At 65.0% G+C, this 23,439-nt stretch carries 15 protein-coding genes; 10 read left to right on the top strand and 5 right to left on the bottom strand.

Annotation, left to right across the window (positions count from 1 at the left end; all coding sequences use genetic code 11):
* Positions 1-197: 197 nt before the first annotated feature.
* From DL240_RS12095 to DL240_RS12080, 4 genes are read right to left on the bottom strand one after another with little or no spacing between them, the layout of a single operon-like run.
* Positions 198-725 carry an adenine phosphoribosyltransferase gene (locus DL240_RS12095; RefSeq protein WP_111730158.1) on the bottom strand — a complete coding sequence of 176 codons (528 nt, stop codon included), beginning with the start codon at positions 723-725 and terminating at the stop codon, positions 198-200.
* The gene (gene surE / locus DL240_RS12090) at positions 718-1,518 is read right to left on the bottom strand and encodes a 5'/3'-nucleotidase SurE (RefSeq protein ID WP_199589804.1); all 801 of its coding nucleotides are present in this window, start codon (positions 1,516-1,518) and stop codon (positions 718-720) included. Before surE ends, DL240_RS12095 begins: the two co-directional genes overlap by 8 nt.
* A gap of 47 nt (positions 1,519-1,565) precedes the next feature.
* Positions 1,566-2,189: a hypothetical protein gene (locus DL240_RS12085; protein WP_146618268.1), complete on the bottom strand. Its 624-nt coding sequence runs from the start codon at positions 2,187-2,189 to the stop codon at positions 1,566-1,568.
* A 22-nt stretch (positions 2,190-2,211) separates the two neighbouring features.
* Positions 2,212-2,502, bottom strand: a complete 291-nt coding sequence (locus DL240_RS12080; protein WP_111730155.1) for a hypothetical protein — start codon at positions 2,500-2,502, stop codon at positions 2,212-2,214.
* Between the two features lie 211 nt (positions 2,503-2,713).
* Between DL240_RS12080 and DL240_RS12075 the strand changes: the two genes are divergently transcribed.
* The 7 genes from DL240_RS12075 (at position 2,714) to DL240_RS12045 (ending at position 16,667) form a co-directional block, all read left to right on the top strand.
* Positions 2,714-4,231, top strand: a complete 1,518-nt coding sequence (locus DL240_RS12075; RefSeq protein WP_111730154.1) for a hypothetical protein — start codon at positions 2,714-2,716, stop codon at positions 4,229-4,231.
* Positions 4,232-4,390: 159 nt separating this feature from the next.
* A complete protein-coding gene (locus tag DL240_RS12070; RefSeq protein ID WP_111730153.1) occupies positions 4,391-7,777 on the top strand; it encodes a biosynthetic peptidoglycan transglycosylase in 3,387 nt (1,128 codons plus the stop codon).
* Between the two features lie 88 nt (positions 7,778-7,865).
* Positions 7,866-9,959 (top strand): hypothetical protein, encoded by a 2,094-nt coding sequence (locus tag DL240_RS12065; protein ID WP_146618267.1) that lies wholly within the window; start codon positions 7,866-7,868, stop codon positions 9,957-9,959.
* 36 nt (positions 9,960-9,995) lie between these two features.
* Positions 9,996-11,009: an AAA family ATPase gene (locus DL240_RS12060; protein WP_111730151.1), complete on the top strand. Its 1,014-nt coding sequence runs from the start codon at positions 9,996-9,998 to the stop codon at positions 11,007-11,009.
* Positions 11,010-11,069: 60 nt separating this feature from the next.
* Positions 11,070-11,975, top strand: a complete 906-nt coding sequence (locus DL240_RS12055; protein ID WP_199589803.1) for a DUF58 domain-containing protein — start codon at positions 11,070-11,072, stop codon at positions 11,973-11,975.
* Between the two features lie 13 nt (positions 11,976-11,988).
* A complete protein-coding gene (locus DL240_RS12050; RefSeq protein ID WP_111730150.1) occupies positions 11,989-13,872 on the top strand; it encodes a vWA domain-containing protein in 1,884 nt (627 codons plus the stop codon).
* Positions 13,869-16,667 (top strand): VWA domain-containing protein, encoded by a 2,799-nt coding sequence (locus tag DL240_RS12045; protein ID WP_111730149.1) that lies wholly within the window; start codon positions 13,869-13,871, stop codon positions 16,665-16,667. The genes DL240_RS12050 and DL240_RS12045 overlap by 4 nt, the downstream gene beginning before the upstream one ends.
* A 42-nt stretch (positions 16,668-16,709) precedes the next feature.
* Here the strand turns inward: DL240_RS12045 and DL240_RS12040 are convergent, their stop codons facing one another.
* Positions 16,710-19,151, bottom strand: coding sequence for an amino acid permease (locus tag DL240_RS12040; RefSeq protein WP_158542518.1), 2,442 nt, complete (start codon positions 19,149-19,151; stop codon positions 16,710-16,712).
* A 207-nt stretch (positions 19,152-19,358) separates the two neighbouring features.
* On the opposite strand from DL240_RS12040, the gene DL240_RS12035 reads away from it, so the two are divergent.
* Genes DL240_RS12035 through DL240_RS12025 form a run of 3 tightly spaced genes read left to right on the top strand, consistent with a single transcriptional unit; the run spans position 19,359 to position 23,421 of the window.
* Entirely contained in the window at positions 19,359-20,141 is a 783-nt protein-coding gene (locus DL240_RS12035) for a tetratricopeptide repeat protein (RefSeq protein WP_158542517.1), read from the top strand.
* Between the two features lie 57 nt (positions 20,142-20,198).
* Positions 20,199-21,851, top strand: coding sequence for a serine/threonine-protein kinase (locus DL240_RS12030; protein WP_158542516.1), 1,653 nt, complete (start codon positions 20,199-20,201; stop codon positions 21,849-21,851).
* A 49-nt stretch (positions 21,852-21,900) separates the two neighbouring features.
* The gene (locus DL240_RS12025; protein ID WP_111730145.1) at positions 21,901-23,421 is read left to right on the top strand and encodes a serine/threonine-protein kinase; all 1,521 of its coding nucleotides are present in this window, start codon (positions 21,901-21,903) and stop codon (positions 23,419-23,421) included.
* The last annotated feature ends 18 nt before the right edge of the window (positions 23,422-23,439 follow it).

Raw genomic sequence — 23,439 nt, 5'->3', positions numbered from 1 at the left:
CACCCGTGGTTGTCGAGCTGGCACCAGCTCATGTCGATCTATTGTCGGGAAGCGTCGACTTACCTTGCTATTGTTTACATAGTTTTACACACACCCCCCACTCACCGCCTGCGCCGCCCCCCTTCAACAAAAAACCCCGCCCTCACGTGGAGGACGGGGTTGAGAAACGTTGAGTTACCGTTTTCGGGCGGCGTCGCTCAGTACACGGTCAACGCGTGGTAAGGCACACCCTTAAGACGCTCTCCCCCCTTTAAGAAGGCAAGCTCAATAAGGAATGCGCACTCCACCACCACGGCGCCCAGCTCCTGCACCAGAGTGATGCTCGCACCACAGGTGCCGCCGGTCGCCAGGAGATCGTCGATCACGACCACACGATCGCCGGGCTTGAGTGCATCAACGTGCATCTCTACGCGGTCCGTACCGTATTCGAGGGTATAGTCGACCCCAATGCGTTCGTAGGGCAGCTTTCCGGGCTTACGCACCAGCGTGAACCCCACTCCGAGCGCGTTGGCGAGCGCCGCCCCAAAGATGAAGCCCCGCGACTCGATACCGACCACGCTGGTGATGTTTTGTGAGGCGTAACGCTCCCGCCAGGCCTCGATAATCTCACCAAAGAGAACGCCGTCGGCGAGTACCGGGGTGATGTCCTTAAAAACAATGCCTTCGTGGGGGAAGTTCGGGACGTCGCGCAGGGTCTCATGAACTTTCTGGCTTAAATCACTCATTATCGTCTCGCGTCGGCTGATCCGAGTTCATATCGGACACAGGTTGGAGTTCGTCCCATTGGCGCAGCTCACCGAGGAATCGGTAATGGGTCAGATCCAGGTCCACCGGGCTCAGGCTGATGTCGCCTGCAGCCACGGCATTGCAATCGCTGCCGGGCATATCATCAAACCCGAGTTCCGAGCCACCCAACCAGTAGTAAGGAAGATGACGCGGGTCTTCTTTTGCAACGACCTGGCGACCATAATTGCGGCGCCCCAGCTTACTGACGCGAATGTTACTTTGCGGCGAGAGCGTGGGAGGGAAATTCACGTTGAGGAAGGTCGCCCGCGGCATCCCGCGCGCGAGCGCTGCCCGCGCGATGCGCTCGACCCAGGTAGCGAGCAGGCGCTCCTCAAACGCACCGCGACCGGCCTGACTAAAGGCGATGGAGGGCACGTCGGAGAGGGTTGCCTCGATGGCCGCGGCGACCGTCCCACTGTAGAGCACGTCATCGCCCAGATTTGCCCCGTGATTTATCCCGCTGACACAGAGCGTGGGTCGGCGCGGAAGGGCGTGGTTGAGCGCGATGTACACACAGTCGGTGGGCGTCCCACTGACGGCGAGCCGGCGCTCCCCGTGCTCCACGATGCGCAGGGGCTGGCGCAGACTAATCGCCCCACTCACCGCGCTCTGCTCGGTGGCCGGCGCCACGACCCAGACCTCTCCCAACGCCTCCATGGCCCCGGCGAGCAGTTCGATGCCGGGAGCATGAATCCCATCGTCGTTGGACACCAGAATCAAAGGTCGGTTCACAACGGTCCTCAAAGCAAGCTGTAGAGAGAAAGTGCGCGCGGCAAGCCTCAGCCGCCCTGCCCCAGAGAGACTTTCATCAGGTAGAGCGCTTCGCGGGCGGCGTTCGCGACCAGCTGACTCTCGACCGGCTCGTTGGCCACCGGCTTAATGGACTTATCCGGCCCCACGTCAAACGAATCGTCCAAACTCAAGCCCACCAGCTGATCCAGAAACTCCCCTCGGGTCAGCGCCCGGTCGCCTCGATAATCAAAGAGGCGTACCCGCTTAACGCGTCCGCGCGCATCAACTCCGATGCCCACTTCAATGCGAACCACATTCCCCTCAAGCAGACGTGATTCGACGCGGGGGTCGATAAAGATTGCCACGCCTAAAAAGCGCCGTTTGCCGCCGCTTTCATCGACGGCGATATAGAACTCGGGATTTCGATCTTCCGGATAGAGCTCAAATCCGAGTTCGGCTTCGATCTGGCGCACCTGCGCCTCGGAGTAGGTATCGCGACGACGCAAGAAATCGGTCGCATCCGGGAAGATCTCCTGGAGATAGCCACGGGTGATCTCCCAGCTCCCGAAGTTCGCCAGATGTGCCTCAGCCGAGGGTGGAGTGCCCAGCGTCAGCGCACCCAACACAAAACAGGTCGCGACCATGCGTCCGACCACAGGAAACGTTCTCATGGGGTTGCCCCGGGGCCTGGATTCAGCCCTCTTCGTCTTCTTTTTTCTTCTGGGCTCGTTTCAGCGAATCGACCTGACGGTGGAGACGATCGAGTTCACGCTTCATCGTGCGCAGATCATCGCGGGTGGCCAGGTTAAACCGACGGGCAAACTCGTCGCGTTTTTCGTCGATGCCGTTTTTGATCTCAAACGAGGCACGAAAGGCTTTGCTTACGCCTTTTTGCACCTTCTCGTTGTTCATGAGCTTCTGCGCTGTGGGGCTCTGCAGCGCCTTGAGCGCGCTGTTGACGAGATCGTCTTTCCAGCTTGGCATGATCGGACTCCTTGATGTCATCGATGGCCGCGCGCCGGGCGGCGCGAGTCGGGGTGAAGATTGCCCTGCCACCTATAAATGTCAAGGCGGCCCCGACTCGCTTGGCCTGGGTCAGCCAACACGTTAGAGTCACTATCTGTGAGACTCATGTTCATTCACGACACAGCCGCCAAGCCGGCCGCTAATGCACCGCTATATTCCAGGAGAAGCGATGGGAACGCCCAGAACGTCTTCACTTGCACTCGCCGCCTTGATCCTTACGAGCGCCCTCTTACTGCTGGCCGGGTGTTCCTTTGAGTCGGCTCAGCTCGCGTCGGTGCGCTGCGAGCAAGAGGGCGAAGTGCGAGACGATCAGCGGTGCACCGAGGGCTACTGGGTGAAAACCGACGATCTTCTAGACCTTGGCCTGGGAGATACCGCAGACACCCCCGACGTCTGTGTACCTGAGTCCGACTCCGCGCTCTGTGCAGATCACGGCGCGGTGTGCGGACCGCTCAGCGTGACCGACCGCTGCGGCGAGCCTCGAAACGTGGAGTGTGGCAGCTGTCCTGGCGAGTCGTACGAGAGAGAAGTTGGCGATCCCTACCCCTGCTGTGAGGGCAATCAGACCTGCATGTGCCAGGACGTGGAGCGCTTCGGCCCCGGCTGCGAGGACGGCACCTGCAAGGAAATCTTTCTGGGACAGGAGACGCGCACCAGCGGTTGCGCGCCCTGCGCCGCGGAGTGCGATTCCTGGGGAGAGTGCAGCTGGTCGTCGACCTGCGCGCTCACCGGCGAGCGCACTCGCTCCTGCACCGGCCAGGCCTGCCAGGCAGGAGCCTGCGTCGACGCCGACGCCCCCTTTAACGAAACCGAGGCCTGTCCGCGGGACACCGACACCCTCAGCTGCGCGGTGCCCGATGCCTGCTCGACCGGAACCTGCGGCGCCGGAGAGTGTCAGAGCAGCCCCCGTTGTGAAGGCACCACCGAAAGCTGCGGCTGCGAGAGCTGCGAGGACTGCAGTCTGCGTGACGGCTGGTATAATAGAGGCACTGCCGAACCCTGTTGCGGAACCGGCTCGACTGCGTCGAGTTGCCTGTGCCAGACACGAGAGTATCGCGAGTACAGCTGCGATGGTACTGCGTGCACATATGAGGTGACTAACACCGACGTCATCCAAAGCAATTGCACGACCTGTCAGCCTAAGAGCTGCGTGGACTACTCCCCTTGTGAGACGGGCTCCACGTGTGGCACCCAGGGCACCCGCACACGCACCTGCCAACGCGAGATCTGTGAGCCGACCACGGGAGAATGTACCGCTCGCATAAACGTCGAAGAACACAGCTGCGTGGTAGACACCGCGGGACGCTCCTGCGACCTCAATGACACTGACAGCTGCATAATGGGGGTATGCTCGGAAGGAAGCTGCATCTCGGTCCCGGTCTGCGAGGGGACAAACGCCAGCTGCGGGTGCGCGACCTGCGAGGACTGCACTCAGCGAGCAGACGAGTGGATCGTGGATGAAGACTCCCTTGCGGACTGCTGCCACGAGGGGGGGGTATGCCAGTGTGGGCAAGAGGTGCTTCACACGTGGCGCTGCGGTGATACGGGCTGCGAGCGCTACCCTACCGCCACCGTGCGAGACGCCCAAACGTCGTGCACTCACTGCCAGCATGGCTGCATCGAGCCGGGAGGCAGCCCCTGCTGTAGACGAACCGGCAGCGATCACGACACCAGCTGTCAGCAGTGAGGCGGAGCGCCAGCGCGCTCTTTGCGAAGGATCGGTTCAGAGCTGGCCAGCGGCCACATGGCGCTTTGATTTCTAGCTCCGATTCGGATAATTCGACAGGGGGTGCGTAGGGCGCCTGGCGCGCGTTGCGCCTTAACATCCATCAGCCTCACGGAAATCATGACCCACACCACCGCAGAGCAGCCCGGAGGGTCTGCAACCTCCAAAAGACTGCTCAAGATCGGGGCGGGAGTCCTTCTCCTTCTTCTCCTCCTCGGTGGCGGCGCCTGGCTCCTTGTTCCTCGCCTGGCCGGGCGCGTGCTCACCTCTCAGATCGAGCGAATCGAAGCGCGCTCCGGACTCACAATCACCACGGGCACGCTCAAAACCCGCGGCTTCAGCGGCGTGGAAGTGGGTCCGGTGGAAGTTCGCCTGCCCGGCGAAGATACCCCCATGCTTTCGATTGAGCGTGCGGAAATCAGCGCGGCGCTGAGTTCTGCACTGAGCGGCTCCCCGTCGATCAGTGCCGTCCACCTGGAAGGCGTCGAGCTGGCGTTGAGCTACGATGAGAGCGGTCGTCACAGCCTGGAGCGGCTGCTCGCGCTCCAGGCCGACCACGACAGCGCGAGCGAGGACGCGTCGCAGGCCCCCGCGCCCACGCTGGCGGCCAGGCTTGACGCACTGCAGTCCCGTGCACTTCGTCATTTCGGCGGCGAGTTCCCCGACGTGAGAGTGCGGCGGCTGCGCGCCACCTTCACCGACGTGCAGACGCCGTCGCGCTGGCCGCTGGCTGCGTTGAGCTCGGAGCAGCTGACCCTGGAGGGCGACAAAACCCGCGCCCCCTACCGCGCACAGCTGGAGCTTACGCCGCTTGCCGATCATGTGCTGTCCCTCCCCGAGAGCCTCTTGGTGGAAGGCGTCCTGGCGGCCCCCCTCTCCCACAGTTCCCTGGATCTGACCCTCTCAACTCCGATTCGCGCCCGGGCCCCGGCCCCCTACGACTTTCTCGCGTTTGAACTTGGAGGGCTGCGTATCCTGGAGGACCACCGCGTGGAGGTTCGGAAGTTCGCGTTACGTAACCACCTGGATCCCAGCCCCGAGCCTCTCTTTCGGAGCGAACTGGCCAGCCTGGGCCTGGGGGAGCTTAGCGCGAGCCTGGCCGATCTTCGCGTGCAGGACATGCAGGTCGACCAGCCGCAGCTGCGCTTGACCTACGCCGCCCACGGAGCGTCCAACGTGGGGGATCTGGAGGCGCTGTTAACCCGGCGCGCAGCGAAGCTCAGCGTGCGCACTGCCGGGGAGGTCGCCGAGGCCATGGCGGCAGCACTCGTCGAAAGCCCGGACACTCCCCTCGCCACCCCGGAGGATATCCCCGATGAGGCCGATGAGTTGACCGTTTCCCCCGCACCGGTGCCCGCCCCCAGCGGCTCCTCCCTGCGCGACCTGCTGACCGAGAAGCTCCCTCAACATATCAAGGTCACCGAGGCTACCATTGAGGTCGATGATCCGCGTCCCCACCCCGATTTGAGCGCTCCCCTGGCCCGCTTCGCGCTTCGTCAGGGTAAGCTCGCTGTGAAACATCGGCCGATTCAGGGCCAGATCGACCTGGAGGCACACGCGCTGATCGAGGGTGGCGATCCGGCCGCGCGCGTCGATATCACGCTGAGCCTGCCCTATCGCAAAGGGGGCTGGGAAGCCGAGATCGATGTCGAAGAGCTCGAACTCTCTCAGCTGGCCCAGCTCGGCGGCAAACGCGTCTCCAGCAAGCTTTTTGGCGGCCGCCTCAACGCCACACTCGACATGGGGGAGAGCGAGCAACGCGGCCGCGCATCCTTTGAGGGCATGTTTGCCATCGACGGGTTTCGCGCTCAGCTGGCTCCGGTGGCCGCGGCGCCCATCGAACTGGGCGAAGCCAGCCTCACGGTCGCCGGGTACTTTGATCCCAAAGCGGCCATTCCTCCGGCACGCCTGCTGCGGCCGGCCCCCCTCGAAGAGAGGGACCCGACCGAGGAGCCGCCGGAAACGGCCGAAGAAGCGTCCAGTCCGCCTACCGCCGGCGCCTTTGTCATTGAACGCGGCACCGCCCGCCATCGCGACGCAGAGCTGAGCTTCGGCCTGGCGTTTTATGGCCTCGACGGGCTGAACCGCCGCCCCGCCCGCATGGATGTGAACCTGGAGCTCCCCACCACCCCGGTGCAAACGATCATCGACGCGATCCCGGAAGCCATCCTGGGGCCGCTGGCGGGCATGCGCCTCTCAGGAACCTTTGGCTGGACCTTTGCCCTGGAACTCCCCCTCTACGACGCCGGACGCATGCAGTGGGACGCCTCACCCGAGGTTCTCAACCTGGAGGTCAAGCACCTGCCGCACGCCGTCGACGTCTATAAGCTCTTCGATCGCTTCGAGCACACCATCGAAGATGACTGGGAGGTCAAGGCCTACCGACACACGCGCCAACAGTCTTACACACGGACGGTGAGAATCCCCGGCATACGACCGATTCCCGCCCCCTGGCTCGTCGAGAACGCCGGCCTGACCATCGAGTCGATCGACCGCCGACGACGACGCCGGGGCTGGCCGGAGGTGCCGGCGTGGTTCTCGGGCCTGGGCATCCCGCGCCATGCCATCAACTCCCCGGAGTACTGGCTGACCCGCCACGCCACCGCCCAGGCCGCCGCCCGGCCCTGGAAAGAGCGCGAGGAACCCACATCTGGCCTGGACGCGCTCTTCGGCGACTGGAATGCGCCGGCTCGCGAAGATGTGCCCCGCTGGAGTGGTCCATCCCCGGCCTCTCGCCAGGCGCGGGAAAATCAAGTCAACCCCGGACGCTACGGAGCCTATGTCTTTGTGCCTCTGCACCATATTTCGCCCTACATGGTGCGCGCGATCCTGACGACCGAGGACAACTCCTTCTTCGATCATCCCGGGTTCAACTTCTACGCGATCAAACAATCGGTCGCCGCCAACTTGCGGGCCGGAAAATTCGTGCGTGGCGCCAGCACCATCTCCATGCAGTTGGCCAAAAATCTCTTTCTCGACCGAGAGAAAGTCCTGGCGCGCAAGTTCCAGGAGGCCACGCTCGTCTGGCTGATGGAAAGCGTGGCGGATGTTCCCAAAGCACGCCTGCTCGAAATCTACCTCAACATCATCGAATACGGCCCGGGCGTCTTTGGCATCCACGAGGCCGCGGTGCACTACTTCGGCAAGCGCCCTGACGCCCTCACGATCGGCGAAGTGGCCTGGTTGGTCAGCATCATCCCCGGCCCCAAGCGCTACCACTCCTACTACGATCGCGGCGCCATCTCCCCATCGTGGTTCCGGCGCATGTCGCGCTACATCCGGGCGATGGAAAGCCGCGAGCGCATCACGCCCGAGGAGATGGAGCTAGCCTTGCAGGCACCGCCGGAGTTCTACATTCCCGAAGATGGCGAGCCGATTTTCCGCGCCGATTACGAGCGGGAGAACCCGCCGCCGGCGCTCGAAGCGCATCAGCCCACCGAGGAGTCGGCCACCCCGGCCCCGCAGCAGCCCGACCCACGGCCGACATTCATGCAATTATTTGATTGAATCTCCGGCATCCCCCGTCCAAGTGACGAGCCTCCTCGGTCGTGGTTGTCGCCACCGGCCCTTTTGCTAAGCTGTCTCCATGGTCTCGATGTCGAAGTCTCCCTCCAATCAGATTCAGACGCTTGTCGCGATGATCGATCGCCTGGAGCGACGTGTGCGTCTTCAGCGCTCGGTCTACGCGGCCTTTGTCGGAGCCTGCGTGGCGCTGATGTTGAGCGCCGTGGGCGTGGCCGCACTGCGCACCGATTGGCTGGCAAGCCAGTGGTGGTGGACCCTTCCCCTGCTCGCGACCCTGCTGATCCTCTCGGCCGCTCTGTGGGGCTGGCGACGACCGCTCCATCGCATTGAGCTCGCCCGGCGCCTCGACGCCCACCACCAGCTCCATGACCGCCTCTCCACGGCGTTAAGCCTGATGGAGGCGCCCCCGCAGACTCCGGCGGCCCGCGCGTTTGCGAGCGCTCAACTCGATGATGCGCTCGCCCACCTCGACCGGGTGGATCTGCAGCAGGCCACCCCCTGGACACGCCCGCCAGACACTACTCTGCTGGCCGTCTGCGCCCTGGTGGTCATCGGCGTCGGGCTCGTCCCCCTGCCGGATCACGTCAAGCCGCTGCCGCCTCCCTTTGAAGTCCGCTATGAGGCCTTTGTCGACGATGCCACCCTGGCCCTGGAACGCGATCGCCTGGCGCGCCTGCGCGAAACCCTCGGCGAGGATCCCGACCCACAAGCCGAAGCGATGCTCGATGCCATGGAAGCGTTGCTCGACAAGGCCGCGGCTCAAGAGATCTCGCAACGCGACTTTCTTGAGGAGCTCGCGGCGATCGAAGAGCGATTTAGCGCAGCCGACGAAGTCATCGCCAAAGAGCTGAACACCCTCACTCAGGCGCTGGCCGACATGGCCCAGGAGGTCGCCGCCGACCACACCGAGGCGCTGGCCAAAGAACCCGAACTCAAAGAAGCCCTCGATGCGTTGAGTCGTCAGGACATGGCCGAGGCCAGCGAAGCGCTGGAGAAGCTGGCCGAATCCATTCAACAGGAGGGCATCTCCGAGGAACGCGCCGAACGCCTGGCCGAGCTCTTTGAGGCCTTCTCCGACCGGCTCGACGCCGAAGACGAGCGCCTCCAGGAGCTCGTTGAGAAGCATCGCGACGCCCTCGAAAAACTCGCCGAGCAGTTCGGCGACGAGAGCCAGCTCAACGATGAGCAACGCGCCCTACTCAACGAAGCCGAGGAGATGCTCTCCAACGCCGAGAACGCGCGCCAGGACTACGACACCTCCGAGGCGAAGAACCAGCTGGAGCGCCTCTCCCGCGATCTCGACGAAGTGGCCAACGAGTATCTGGCCGACGCCAAGGGCTCCGAAGATGGCAAAGAAGGCATCGCCGGACAGGCCGAAGAACGCGATGGTGAACGCCCGGACTACCGCAACGAAGTGGGCCGTAAGCTCGATGACGCCTCCGAGCAGCTCTCGGAGGCGGACAAGGAGCGCCAACGCCAGGAGCGCCGCGAGAGCATTCGCCAGCAGATGCAGGAGATGCGCGAGAGCATGGCCCGAGGCTCCGCCGAGCAGTCCGAAACCCAGGAGCGCCGCGGCGACCAGGTCGAAGACTTCATGGAACGCGCCCGGGGAGAGGCCGAAGCCCGCGATGACGCCGCCCTCGATGAGCAACGCGCGCGCGAGCAACAAAACGAAGGCTCCGAACCCGGTGAGGGTGACAAACCCCAGTTGGGCGAAGGCACCCCCGAAGACGCATCCGGCCAGGAGGGCCAGGCCGGCCAGGAAGCGCCCGCCGGCGGCGCTCCTCCGGAGGGGGAAGGCGGCGAGGGCGAGCCCAACACCGAAGGTGACGCCAGCGGTGGCGAGTACAACCCGGGCCAGAGCGACGCCCCCGGCAGTGACGGCCCCGACGAGCAGGCCCCGGGCGGTCAGGATTCGCCAGGCCCGGGCGAAGGCGAAACGATTCAGAGTCAGACCCGAGGCCAGGAAAACTCCTCGGGCAAAAGCCGCTCCGAAGTGATCCGCGGCGCCAGCGAAGAGGGCTTCGCCTCCACCGAGTATCAGGAAGTCTACGCCGACTACGAGTCCATCGCCGAAGAAGTCATGGAACGCGAGGACGTGCCCGAAGGCTACCGCCACTTCATCAAACGCTATTTCCAGCTCATTCGCCCGCAGCAGCCCTGAGCTGCGCGGCCCTACCCGCTCCTTTGGAGATCATTCATGGCCAGTGAAGCATCTGCCCCCGACGCCTCGGTCCAGGCCCAGGTCGACGCCTTTCAAAAGGACACCCGCCGCGTTCGCGAAGAAGTCGGCAAAATGATCGTCGGGCAACGCGAGATCATCGACGGCGTCATCCAGGTCATGCTCGCCGGCGGCAACGTCCTGCTGGAGGGCGTGCCCGGGCTGGGCAAAACCATGCTCGTGCGCACCCTCTCGGAGGCGCTGGGGCTGAACTTCTCGCGGATTCAGTTCACGCCCGACCTGATGCCCACCGATATCGTCGGCGCCACCATCATCGTCGAGGATGAGAACCGCCAGAAGCACTTCAAATTTGAGCGGGGACCGATCTTCTCCAACATCGTGCTCGCCGACGAAGTCAACCGCGCCACACCCAAGACGCAGTCGGCGATGCTGGAGGCGATGCAGGAGCGCAGCGTCACCGTCGGCAAGGAAACCTACCGCCTGGACGATCCCTTCTTTGTGCTCGCTACCCAAAACCCGCTGGAGATGGAAGGCACCTACCCGCTGCCGGAAGCCCAGCTCGACCGTTTCCTGTTTAAGCTCGTAGTGCAGTTCCCCGACCTTGAGGAGCTCCACACCATCATGGAGCGCACCACCCAGGTGGAAAAACCTCAGGTCACGCCGGTGCTCGACAAGGCGCGCCTCCTGGAGATGAAACGCTTCGCGCGGGAGGTCCCGGTGGCGCGCCACGTCCAGGACTACGCGCTGCGCATCCTTCAGGGCACGCACCCGGAGCACCCCGGCGCCCCGGCCATCACGCGCCAGTACGTGCGCTTTGGCTCCTCGCCACGCGGCGCCCAGGCGATCATGACCACCGCCCGAGTGCGAGCGCTGATCGACGGGCGCTTTAACGTCAGCTGTGAAGACGTGCGCCAGAGCGCTCGCAACGCGCTCCGTCACCGCGTCATCCTGAACTTCGAGGGCGAGGCCGAAGGCATCGCCGCCGACACCATCGTCGAGCAGATCATTGAGGCGACCCCCGAGGCGAGCTGATACGCCTCGACTTTGTCTGCCCCTTCTGCCCCCCGACCCTCTCGAACGCAGTGAGTTCCCGTGGCCAGGTCCACCGCACAACCACCCGCCGACGCGCGCTTTGACGATGAGTTTCTCAAAAAACTCGACTACCTCTACATCGTCTCCCGCAAGATGGCCGCCACCGGCCAGCGCGCCAAACGCCAGAAAAAGATCGTGGGCTCGGGCCTGGATTTTGCCGACTACCGCACCTACACCCCGGGCGATGACGTCAAAGGCCTGGACTGGCGCGTCTACAGTCGCACCGAGCGCCTCTTCCTCAAGCTCTACGAGGAAGAGGAAGACCTCCACATCTACTTTTTGGTTGATGCCAGCGCCTCAATGCACCTGGGCTCCCCCAACAAGTGGAACTACGCCCGGCAGGTGGCCGCGGCGCTGGCCTACATCGGACTGAGCAACCTGGACCGGGTCAGCATCATCCCCTTCTCCTCCCGGGTTCAGGGGCGACTGCCCCCGGGGCGAGGCAAAGCGCAGATCTTCAAAATCTTCGACTTCCTCGACAGCGTGGAGCCCGGCCAGCAGACCTCGCTGCGCGACGCCTTTAAGACCTTCGTCTCGCAGAATAAACGTCGCGGTCTGGCCGTGGTCATCTCCGACTTCTACGATCCGGCCGGCATTGAAGAGGGCCTCAACGCCCTGCGCTACCATCGCTTTGAGCCCATGGTCATTCAGCTCTTTGATCAACGCGAACTCGACCTGGCGTTTCACGGCGAAGTGCAAATCGTGGACTGCGAATCCGCAGAGACCCGCGACATCACCGTCACCCCGGCCCTGCTGGCGGCCTACCGCCAGGTCTTCGAAGCGTTCTGCGCCGAACTTGAAGGCTACTGTAAGAGCCGACAGATATTGTACTTTCGCGCGCCCATCCAGCAGAGCTTCGATGAGCTGATTCTGCGGGTGTTCCGGGCCGGGGGATTTTTGAAATGATCGGGAGTCGTCGATGCAACTAACCGGCCTACCCATAGAAAGCGTGCTGGGCGTGGCCGGGTTTGTCGCGGTGTTCATCACCGCGCTCTACCTGCTCCGCCTGCGCAAACGCCGGGTGCAGGTGCCCTACTCCGCGCTCTGGAGCCGGGTGCTCACCGAGAAAAAACGCCAGACCGACTGGTGGCGTCGCTTCAAGCGCCTGCTCTCCTGGCTCTTCTACATGATCATTGCCGGGCTCATTGCCTTTGCCGCACTGGGACCGCGCTCCGCAGACGAAGTCGTGGAAGGCCGTCACCTGCTGATCATGCTCGACACCTCGGCGAGCATGGGCGCCACCGATGTCACCGGCGGGGTAAACCGCTTTGAGCTCGCCAGACAGGAGGCGCTGGCGCTTCTGGAAAACGTCGGCGGCGACGATCGGGTCATGGTCGCGCTCTTCAACAACCGGGTGCAGCCCCTGGGGCCCTTTGTTCGCGAGACTCAGCCCCTGGAAGCCGCGCTTCGCGCGGCCTCCATCAGCGCCAACGCCACCGATTTTCCGCAGGCTCTGAGCTTTGCCCGCGACAGCCTGCGGGAGCGTGGGCAGGCCGAACTCATTTTCCTCAGCGATGGCGCTGGTCTTCAGGATAGCGCGCTGGACACGCTCGCCATCGGAGACAAGGTGCGAGTACGCCACATCGTCTACGGGGAGCGCTCCGACAACCTGGCGATCACCGGCTTCAACGCCCGCCGCTATCCCTCGAACCGCCTCGATCACGAGGTCTTTGTCGAGATCACCAGCACCTTTGAGCGGCCGATTCAGGCTCGCCTGGAGCTGCTGACCGAGGGACGCATCATTGAGACGCTCCCCATGGAGCTGGCCCCGCAGGAGGTGCACCGGCAGTTCTACCCGGGGCAGGCCTTTGCCGGCGAAGAACTCGAAGCCCGGGTGCGCGTGACCACGGCCGACGCCGACGATGCCTTCCCCCTCGATGATCGCGCGTACGCGGTGTTGCCGCCGGCGCGCACCCTGGAGGTGCAGGTAGTGTCCACGGGCAACCTCTTTTTGGAAGGCCCGCTCCTGCTCAACACCCATATCAACGTCACCCGGGTGCACCCCGATCGCTACGATCCGGAGCGCGCGTTCGATGTCACCTTTTTCGACAACGTCGCCCCCGAAATGCCGGTCTCCGGCGATCTGGTGTTCTTCAACCCACCGGCCGGCGCTTCGCCCTTTGAGATTCGAGGGGTCGACGACGAACCCATCCTCACCGATATCTCCAAGAGTCACCCCCTGATGCGCTGGATCAACCTCCAGGATCTCAACATCGCCCGCACCTCGACCTTCCGCCGCGAGTCCGGCGACACGGCGGTGGCCAGCGCCTTTGGGCAGGCCGTGATTGTGGAGCGCACCACCGAGACGCGGCGCATGCTGGCGGTGGGCTTTGATCTGCGCGAGAGCGACTTCCCGCTGCGGGTGGCCTTCCCGATCTTTATCCTCAACATCGTCGACTACTTTGCTCAGGACGACGTCGACCTGATGTACGCCTTTGAAACGGGACGCACCGTCAGCCTTCCCGTCCCCCGGGACGCATCTCAGGCACGCGTGACCTCACCGGATGGGCGCACCACCGACGCGGCGCTGCACCAGGGCCAGGCTATGTTTTATACCGACCAGCCCGGCTTCTACACCGTCACCGCGGGAGACGAAGCGCCCATCGCGGTGGCCGCCAACCTCGCCAGTCCGGCCGAGAGCCGCATCGCCCCGGCCGAGCTTGAGCTCACCGACGCTCAGGTAGCGCGCACCACCGAGGGGCTGATCTTTGAGCGCCGCGACATCTGGATCTGGCTGGTACTTCTGGCGATGGGACTCCTCTTCCTGGAGTGGCTGACTTACAACCGCAGGTGGACTGAATGATCGGCTCACGATCGATACTCAGCCGAGTCCTCTTCTGGAGTGGTCTCGTCGTGCTGTGGGCCCTGGGCGTCTGGGCCTACCTGGCTCGTGTGGCGGACAGCGCCGCCGAGACCTGGAGCGTGGTCTATGGCGAGCGCACCTTCGAGCTCATGGCCCCACACTATCTGGGTCTGCTGCTGCTGTTGCCGCTACTCGCGGTGGTGGCGCGCGCCACCCTTTCGGACTTCCCGCTCTACCAGAGCTTACTCAACCTGGGCCTGCGGGCCTTACTTATCGCCACCCTTGTCCTGGCCCTGACCCAGCCGGTGGTGACGAGCTTCGACTCACGCATCGCCACGATCGTGGTGGTCGATACATCGGCCTCCTTCCCCGACGCCGCACTCCAGGAAGCCCTGGAACGCATCAACGCCTATGTCGACGCCGCGGCCGATGACGATCAGATCCAGGTCATCGGCTTTGCTGCCCATCCCTACGTGATCGAACCCGGGGCCGACGGCCGCTACCAGGCGCTTTTGCGCCCCCCCGCGGCCGAGCCCACGCCGGCCGAAGCCCCCGAAACCGAGGACACGCCCCGGGCCGCCCTCCAGGAGCTTGCCTCCGACCCGCAGCTTCAGACCGATATCAGCGCCGCGCTACGCATGGCCTACGGGCTCTTTCCCGACGATCACCTCAAGCGCCTGGTGCTGATCAGCGATGGCAACCAGACCCGCGGCGACTTTCTGGCCGAAGCCCACCGGGCCGCCGATTTTGGTATCCGCATCTACGCGGCCGACATCGCCTTTGAGCAGCCCCCGGAGGTGCTGATCGAAGCGATCGACGTCCCGGAAGACATCGAATTGGGCGCCCCCTTCTACCTGGTGGCACGGATCTTCTCGACCTACCCCACCACCGCACGCCTGACCCTCTGGCAGAACGAGTACCGTGACGCCGAGCAAGACGTGGAGTTGCAGGCCGGCGTGACCGAAGTGCGCTTTCAGACCGAAGTCTACGAAGCGGGATTTCGCCAGTTCCGCCTGCAGATGGACGTAGAAGGCCCGGACACCCACCAGGCGAACAACACCTACATGTACAGCGCCCATATCCGCGGCAAAGCCCGCATCCTCTACGTGGAAGGCGAAATGCGCTCTCGCCACCACCTGGAACGGGCCCTGCGGAATGAGAACTTCGATGTAGAGACGCGCAGTCCCGCCGGAATCCCCCGCACCCAGGAGGAGCTCGACCGCTTTGATCTGGTCCTGCTCTCCGATGTGCACTCTCGACACGTCAGCGCCACGCAGCAGGCCCTGCTGACCGAGTATGTGCGCGACCTCGGGGGCGGCTTGATCATGGCCGGCGGGCAGGACTCCTTCGGCCCGGGCGGCTGGGAAGGCAGCGCCGTGGAGCGCCTGATGCCTCTGAGCTTTGAGGGGGAACGCCAGCGTGAGACCCCCTCTCTGGCGCTCTTGATGCTCATCGACCGCTCGGGCTCAATGGCCGGCGAACGCATTGAACTGGCCAAAGACGCCGCCCGCGCCGCGGTCAACGTCTTGCAGCCCGGCGACCAGGTGGGCGTGATCGCCTTTGATCAAGATGTCGATCCCATTGTGCGCCTGCAGCCGGCGGCCAACCGCTCCCGGATCTTAAGCTCCATCAACCGCCTGCAGGTCCGCGGCGGCACCGACATTGAACTCGCCCTCAACGAGGCCTACGAACAGCTGGCCTTTGCCTCGGCCCGGGTCAAACACGTGATCCTCTTGACCGACGGCATGTCGGAGCCCGGCTCGATCTTCACACGCATCATGCCGGCGATGAATCTGGAGAACATCACCGTCACCACGGTGGCCGTGGGCGACGGGGCCGAAACCTCCATGCTCCGGCGCATCGCCGACCGGGCCGCCGGCCGCTATCACTTCACCAACAACCCCTACAACGTGCCGCAGATCTTCACGCAGGAAACGCGCACGGTGGCCCGCTCCGCCCTGGCCGAAGAGCCGATCCGCGCCCAGGTGGTCGGCCGCGCCCGGCTCCTGGAAGGCATTGCCTGGAACGCCTCGCCATACCTGATGGGCTACGTCACCACCAAAGCCAAACCCCAGGCCGAACTGCTCCTGGCGGCCGAAGGCGGCGATCCCCTCCTGGCGCGCTGGCGCGTGGGGCTGGGCAAAACTGCGGCCTTCACCTCCGATATCAAGAACCGCTGGGGCGCCGAGTGGGTCCGCTGGCCGGGATACTCCCAGCTCTGGGCGCAGCTAATCCGGGACACGATGCGCACCGACGACCGCGACCGACTGCCCATGCGCGTCACCCTGGAGGGCGATCGCGCCCGGGTGATGGTCGATGCCATCGGTCCCGATGACCGCTTTATCAACGATCTGGAGAGCACTCTGCGCGTCACCGACCCGGCCGGAGAGGACAGCGCAATCACGCTGCACCAGCGCGCCCCGGGGCGCTTTGAGGCGGAGTTTGCGTTGCGCGACTTTGGCGCCTATCAGCTCTCCGCCCAGCACGATCGCCAGGGCGACACCTTTGCCGTGAGCCAGGCCAGCCTGGCCTACCCCTACCCCTCCGAGATGACCTACCTGGAGCCCCGACGCGCGCTGATCGCCCAGGCCGTGGCCCTGGGCCAGGGCGAAGTCGACCCGCTCCCGGCCACGATCTTCGATGCTAATGACGAGGAGGTCCGCTATCGACGCCACCTCTGGCCCTGGGTGCTCCTGATTGCCCTGGCGCTGATGGTGCTCGACCTGGCCCTGCGCCGCATCCGCCTGAGCGGGCAGACCGAACTCTCCTGGCTGGCGTTAACCCGCTCGAAGTAACGCCTGCCCCCGGGCTCCTTCGGGCCCCGTCGGTGGCCCGTGTCAGGCCAGCGCGCTCTCGTTGCCGGAGTCGCGCACAAAGAGCACCGAGCTGCCGGTGGCCGCGACCATACGCTCCATAAACTCGCGATCGATGGTGTCGGCCAGCCCCATGATCTGAAGGTCGGCACGGGGAGCATCATGAAGCCACTTCATGAAACTCCCGCTCTCGACCCACTGCCGGGTATCGCGTGGCAGGCGAGCGTCATCGACGAGCAGCTGCAGGTAGCGACAGGCGTTGTCCACTTCGGCCGGATCGGGGCACACCGTGAGCAGACGCAAGATGCCCTGCCAGTTGCGCTGCGCCTGGTAGCCCAGCAGCAACGAGAGGTCGAGGTTAGCCAGGCGCAGCCCCAGCGGCCAATCCGGGCTCTGGTCGCGCACCCACACGTTTATCCGTCGCTCATGGCCCAACGAGGACTCCGGGTGCTCGAAGAGAAAGGCTGCGCCCATGTTGCGGTGGATCGCGATCTCCAGAAGTTCCCCGAGCGTCTCCTGGTCGTAGAGGTCGGCGTTCACAAAGAGGATGTTCGGCCGGAAATAGCTGCCCTGCATCACCGCCGAGGCCATATCGACGCCGGCCGTGTAACTGGACGCTTCAATGGTCACGGCGGTGGCAAAGAGCCCCTCACGCTGAAAGTCCGAGGCCACCGCGCGCAGATCCCCGAGCGCCTGCGGGCGCCCCGCCGCGCTGGTCACCTCCGGCAGCTGCCCGGCGCCCATCCCGGGGAGCGTCCGCCCCCGTTTTCGCGGCGAGGACCGCGGCCGGTAGCGCGCGTGCTCATCCGCCGGCCCCTTTTTGTCTCCATCTTCGTCGGCGCGGCCTTCGGCCCCCGGGGCCTCCGCCGCACGCAGCACCCCCACGACCTGCAACGAGCCCTTGGGAGCGGTGAGCAGTCTCAAAAAACGAAACTGCCCGTCGAGCTGCGCGCTACTCTCCACCGGCACCAGCAGGTCGGGCTTCCAGCTGCGCTCGTTGGCTTCCCGCGGCCCCCGGGCGATCCGCTTGGCGGCCCAGTCGGCCATCGACACAAAGATCGAGCTGCGCACCGTCTCCCAGGGCGTCTCCAGACGCCGCCCCACCAGCACCACATAGATGGCCCCGATCACCGACAGTGCCACCAGGGCAAAGGCCGGGCTGATCACAAAGACCGCCAGCAGCGAGAGCGCTCCGCCGGCCACCGGCACCGCCATCGGCACGCTGAACGTGGGGCGAAACGAAATCATCCCCAGGCTCTTCTCCACCAGCACCACCAGGTTGATCGTCAGGTAGGTGAGCAGGAAAAACATCGTGATGAGCACCGCGATGCGATCCAGGCTCCCCAACATCAGCGCAGCGCTGACCAACGCCCCGGTGAAAAAGGCGGCATTGCGCGGCTCACCGCGCCCGCGCTGGCGAGCAAAAAATGCGCTTCGGGGCAAGATCCCATGAGAGCCCAACGCCTGAAGCACCCGGGGAGCGGCCACCAGCGAACTCAAGGTCGCGGTAAAGGTCGAGGCCAGGATGCCCACCAGCACCAGCTCTCCCCAGGCCGCCCGATCGACCACGATGAGCACGTTCTCACTGAGCTCCGCCGGGGTGGCCACCGCCGAGTACCAGAACGCCATAAAGATGTAGATACACAACGCCACTCCCACCGCCGAGAGGGTCCCCAACGGGATGCTCCGTCGGGGGTTGGCCAACGCCCCCGACATGCTCGCGCCGACCTTGATGCCAGTCCCGGCCGGAAAGAAGATCGCAAATAAGATCCAGAACCCTCCGGCTTCAAAACTCCCAAAGAGCTCCGGATTATGAAGTTCCACCTCCTGGCTCTGGCCCATCCCGGTAAGCCCCAGGGCGATCGACACCAACGAGGCCACGATCACCACCATCACCAGCCCCTGAAGGCGAAACGCCAGCCGGGTCGAGATAAGCGTGGCGCCAAACGAAAGCGCGAAGACCGCGTAAGCCACCGCCATCGGCGGGTGGTCCGGAAAGATGTACCCCCAGGCCTCGGTGAAACCGTAGATGTAGAGCGCTGCCGAGAGGGCCTGCCCCACGTAGAGCGGGATGCCGATGCTGCCGCCGGGCTCCAGCCCCAGGGACTGACTGATGATCGAGAACACCCCGCCGGCGCCCACCCGGATGTTGGTCGTCACCGACGAGAGCGACATCGCCGCGGTCCCGGTGATGGCGAAGGTCAACAGGAGCACTCCCAGCGCCCCCAACAGCCCGGCCTGTCCGACCAGCCAACCTTCGCGCAGGTACATCATCACCCCGCAAATCGTGAGCACCGTCGGGCGAAACACCCCGGCAAAGGTCCCCAGCCCCTTGCGCTCCGAGAATATCGGCGACGCGCTGCCCTCTCCTCCTCCCGCCGGCTCGGAAGGCTCGCCATCGGGCGACGTCGCCCCCTCAGCCCCGTGCTCCTTCTCCGACGCCTCGCCAGGCTCCCCCACACTCATACAACCTCCCTCATCATCGACTCCCTCAGGCATCTTCGGTGCCCGCGCTCCACTCCGGTCAGGCATCGATTGTCGGTGCGATCTCCACCTCTGTCCAGAAGCCCGATCCCCATGCCGACGCTAGACATTGCGCCTGCGGTGGGGCTATCATCGCGCCTGAGCAACGCTACTTTTCTACCTCTTCGATCCCACCTAAAGATGATGGCCATGCGAAAGTTTATCGGAGTCGGGCTGCTGGTATCTCTGCTTACGACGGGAATTCCTGCCCAGGTATGGGCACAATCAGATGCCGAAGCCGCCGACATCGCGCGGCAGGTGGAGTCCCTCTCGGCCCGCGGCGCCGAGCATTTCCGCGCCGGGGAGTACGTGCAGGCCATCGCGCTCTTTGAGCAGGCCTACGCCCTCGATCCGGTCCCGAACCTCCTCTACAACATCGGTCGTTGCTACGAGCAGATGGAAGATTGGGACGAAGCCATCGCGCAGTATGAACGCTTTATGGTGGCTCCCGATGTCGAGAGCGAGGCCCGTGCCCATGCCATGGAGCGTGTGCAATCGCTGCGCGAGATCAAGCAGATGCAGGCCGCGGAGGGGAGCGCCGCCCCCGATAAAGAAGAGCCCCAGGTCACCGAGCCCCTCCCGACTCCCGAGCCGGCCTCGGTCAACCGCACCCCGGGCGTTCTGACCACCGTCGGCGGCGTAGCCCTGATCGGCGGCGGCGTGGTCATGGGCCTGATGGCCAGCGGCAACGCCGAGAGCCTCTCGGACACCTCGCTGGCCTACGACGATCGCGTGAGTGCCCGCGACAACGCGCGCACCCAGGCTCTGGTGGCCGACGTCCTCTATGTCTCCGGCGCGGCGGTCACAGCCCTGGGCCTCTACCTGCTGATCACCGCCGACAGCTCCGAGGAATTGCCGCGCACCGCGCACCGCCAGATCACTCCCTGGGTCGGCAAGGGCTCGGCTGGCGTCGGATTCACGCTGGGCTTCTAAGTCGCTTCGTTCACGCGCCACACACGCTGGCGCTCCCTCGCTCTCTCGATGGACGCTATGGCATCTTCCCGCGACCAACGCCGCGCGCTCTACGAAAAGCTCGTCGGCCAGACGGTAGCCGACCGCTACGAGATCGTCAGCCTGATGGGGTTTGGCGGGATGGGGGCCGTGTACGAAGCCATCCAGCGCAACATGAACCGCCGCATTGCGCTCAAGTACATCCCTTCCCACAACCCGGTGACCGCCGCGCGCTTTGAGCGCGAAGCGCTCACCGTCAGCCAGCTGCGCCACCCCAACACGGTCACCGTCTTTGACTACGGGCAGACCGACGACGGCTTTCTCTACCTGACCATGGAGATGCTGGCCGGACGCACTCTGACCGAAGCCATCAAAACCGAGGCTCCCTTAAGCCCGCAACGCGCGGTGCATATCGCCTCGCAAATTTGCCGCTCGCTGGCCGAGGCGCATCGAAACGGCATCGTCCACCGCGACGTCAAACCCGACAACATCTTCCTGATCGAGGTCGATGGCGACCCGGACGTGGTCAAGGTCCTCGACTTCGGGATCGCCAAAGCCGTCGGCGGCGAAGACGACGTTCAACTCACCGGTGACGGCCGCATCGTCGGCACCCCGCGCTACATGTCACCCGAGCAGATCCTCTCGCAGAGCGTCGATCACCGCAGCGACATCTACAGCCTGGGCTGCATCATCTTTGAGATGCTCTGCGGCGAGCCTCCCTTCCAGGGGCCGACAACCACCGCGCTGATGATCAGCCACGCTCAGGACCCGCCGCCGCCCTTCGCCGAGCGCCTCTCGGAGTCTGCGCTCGACATGATCCCGCTGGATCTGGAGCACGTGGTGCGCCGCACCATGAGCAAAGATCCAGGAGCCCGGCCGCAGACCACCGATGAGCTTCGCGACGAACTTGAGGCCGCGCTCCGCCTGCACCAGGCCAACCTCGCCGCCGGCCTCCCTTCGCCGACCTCCACCGGAAACCACTTCGCCCCGGCCGCAGCCACTCCGGGCTTCGCGCACACCGGCGGATTTACCGGCACCGGAAACTTCACCGGCGCAGCCGCCCCGATGGCCGCAGCCCCACCCCAGGCCCCGCCCGAAGCGCGGCGCTCCCACAAAGGTCTCATCGCCGCGGTGGTGCTGGCCCTGATCGTTGTGGCGCTGCTCGGCGCCCTGGTGCTGCGCAACCAGAGCGCCCAGGCGCCCGCCGAGCACCTCGCCACCCCCGAGCCCACACCCAGCGAAGTCGCGCCGGTCCCGATGCCGGATACGCCTCGCGAAGAAGCCCCCGAACCCACCATCGTCGCGGTCAACGACAGCGTCACCCTGCGCCTGCTTACCGACCCGCCCGGCGCCACGATCTTCGAAGGCGACGCCGAGCTCGGGACCACGCCCTACAATCTCTCGGTGGCTCCGGGCAGCGACGCTCTTGCCTACCGACTGAGCTTGCCGGGATACGAGTCCCTGGATGTACGCATTCCCATCGACCCGGCGCGTGGCGCGCGCCAGGAGATGAGCTTCGAGCTGCAAGCCGAAGAAGAGCGTCCCCGGCGACGTCCCGCCCGGCGCCCGCCCTCGCCGAAGCCGACTCCCATGGAGGAAGCCACCGCGGAAGACGACTCGCCAACCGAGCCTCGCCGGCCCTCCATCGAGCTGCTGGACGACGGGCCTCGCCCCAAGGTCAATCGCCTCTAGATTCGCCCCGGGCCCGGCACAGCGGGGAACGTCTCTTTAGCGAGCTCTCATGGAAAAGATCTGCCCGACATGTCAGCGCACCTATGCCCCCGATGTGGTTTACTGCCCACACGACGGCATGAAACTGCGCCAGGATCGCCCCGCCGGCGACGACCCCATGATCGGCCGGGTGCTCGACGGACGCTGGATCATCGAGAAACGCATCGGTACCGGCGGCATGGGCGCGGTCTACCTGGGGCATCAGCGCAGCGTCGACCGCCAGGTCGCCATCAAGACGCTCCGCGCCAACCTCAGCGACACCGATGCCTTCGTCGATCGTTTCTTCCGCGAAGCCCGGATCGCAACCACGATCAACCACCCCCATAGCGTGACCATCCTCGACTTCGGTCAGGATGAAGACGGCACGCTCTATCTGGCCATGGAATACCTGGTCGGCATCGCCCTCAGCGAGCGCATCGACCAACGGAACATGACCTACGAAGAAGTGTTGCGGGTCGGCGTCCAAATCGCCTCCGCGCTCTCCGCGGCTCACGACGCCAACATCGTCCACCGCGACTTAAAGCCCGACAACATCTTCCTGCTCGACATCCCCGGTGGGGGCACTTTCGTCAAAGTGCTCGACTTTGGCATCGCCAAGGTCCTCGACTCCGAAACGCAGGTCACCCGCACAGGCCAGGTCTTTGGCACGCCGCAGTACATGAGCCCCGAGCAATGCCAGGGGCATCAGGTCGACGGACGCGCCGACCTCTACAGCCTGGGCTGCATCATGTACGAGCTCGTCGGAGGCCGCCCTCCCTTCTCGGCCGAAACACCGATGGCCATTCTGATGGCCCACGTGGTCAACGAGGTCCCGCCCCTTCATCAACTCAGCGATGTACCCGGGCGCGTGGAGCAGGCCATCTCAAGCCTGCTGGCCAAAGACCCGGATAAACGCCCGACCAACGCGGCCGCAGCACGCGCGAACTTTGAAACTCTGCTGGCCGAGCTCGACCCGACTACCCTCGCCAGCATCCCCGGGAGCCCCGATGCCTCCTCTGAAGGCCTACTGACCGAGGAGCATGTTGCCACGGCCACGGACACCCATCCCCCGCTCAACCTCGCGTGGTCCGACTCCGTCGAAGACTTCGACGCCCTCGACCTTCCGACACGCTCCCGCACCCCGCTCTATCTGGGCGCCGCGCTGCTCGCGCTGCTGAGCGTGCTGGCCCTCGTCTTCCTCCGCCCGGAAGATACGAGCGCCCCCGCCGACCCCGCACCGACGCCGGAAGCAGCGACGCGCGAAGCGTCTGCCTCAGCGCCCTCTTCTGCCGAGATGGAAGCCCGGGTCCGCGAACTGGAAGCCACCGCCCGGGAACGGGCCGCCGACGACGCCCGCGCGCTCGCCAGACCGGTGCAAGAGCGCGCGCAGGCCATGGCCCACACCCTGGAGGTGGCCGCGCGCGCGCCGGCCCGGCCCCAGACTCGGCCACGCAAGACCACCTCGAAACGACCCAGGCCTGCCCCCGAACCAACGCCCTCTCCCGCCCCCGAAGTCGACGACGATCCCTTCAAAGGCTTCTTCTCCGAGTAAGCTTAAAGCTCGTCCTCC

This window comes from Lujinxingia litoralis (genome assembly GCF_003260125.1).
Classification (GTDB): domain Bacteria; phylum Myxococcota_A; class Bradymonadia; order Bradymonadales; family Bradymonadaceae; genus Lujinxingia; species Lujinxingia litoralis.
The sequence above is the reverse complement of the archived record's forward strand: the minus strand, read 5'-3'. Positions and strand labels throughout refer to the sequence as shown.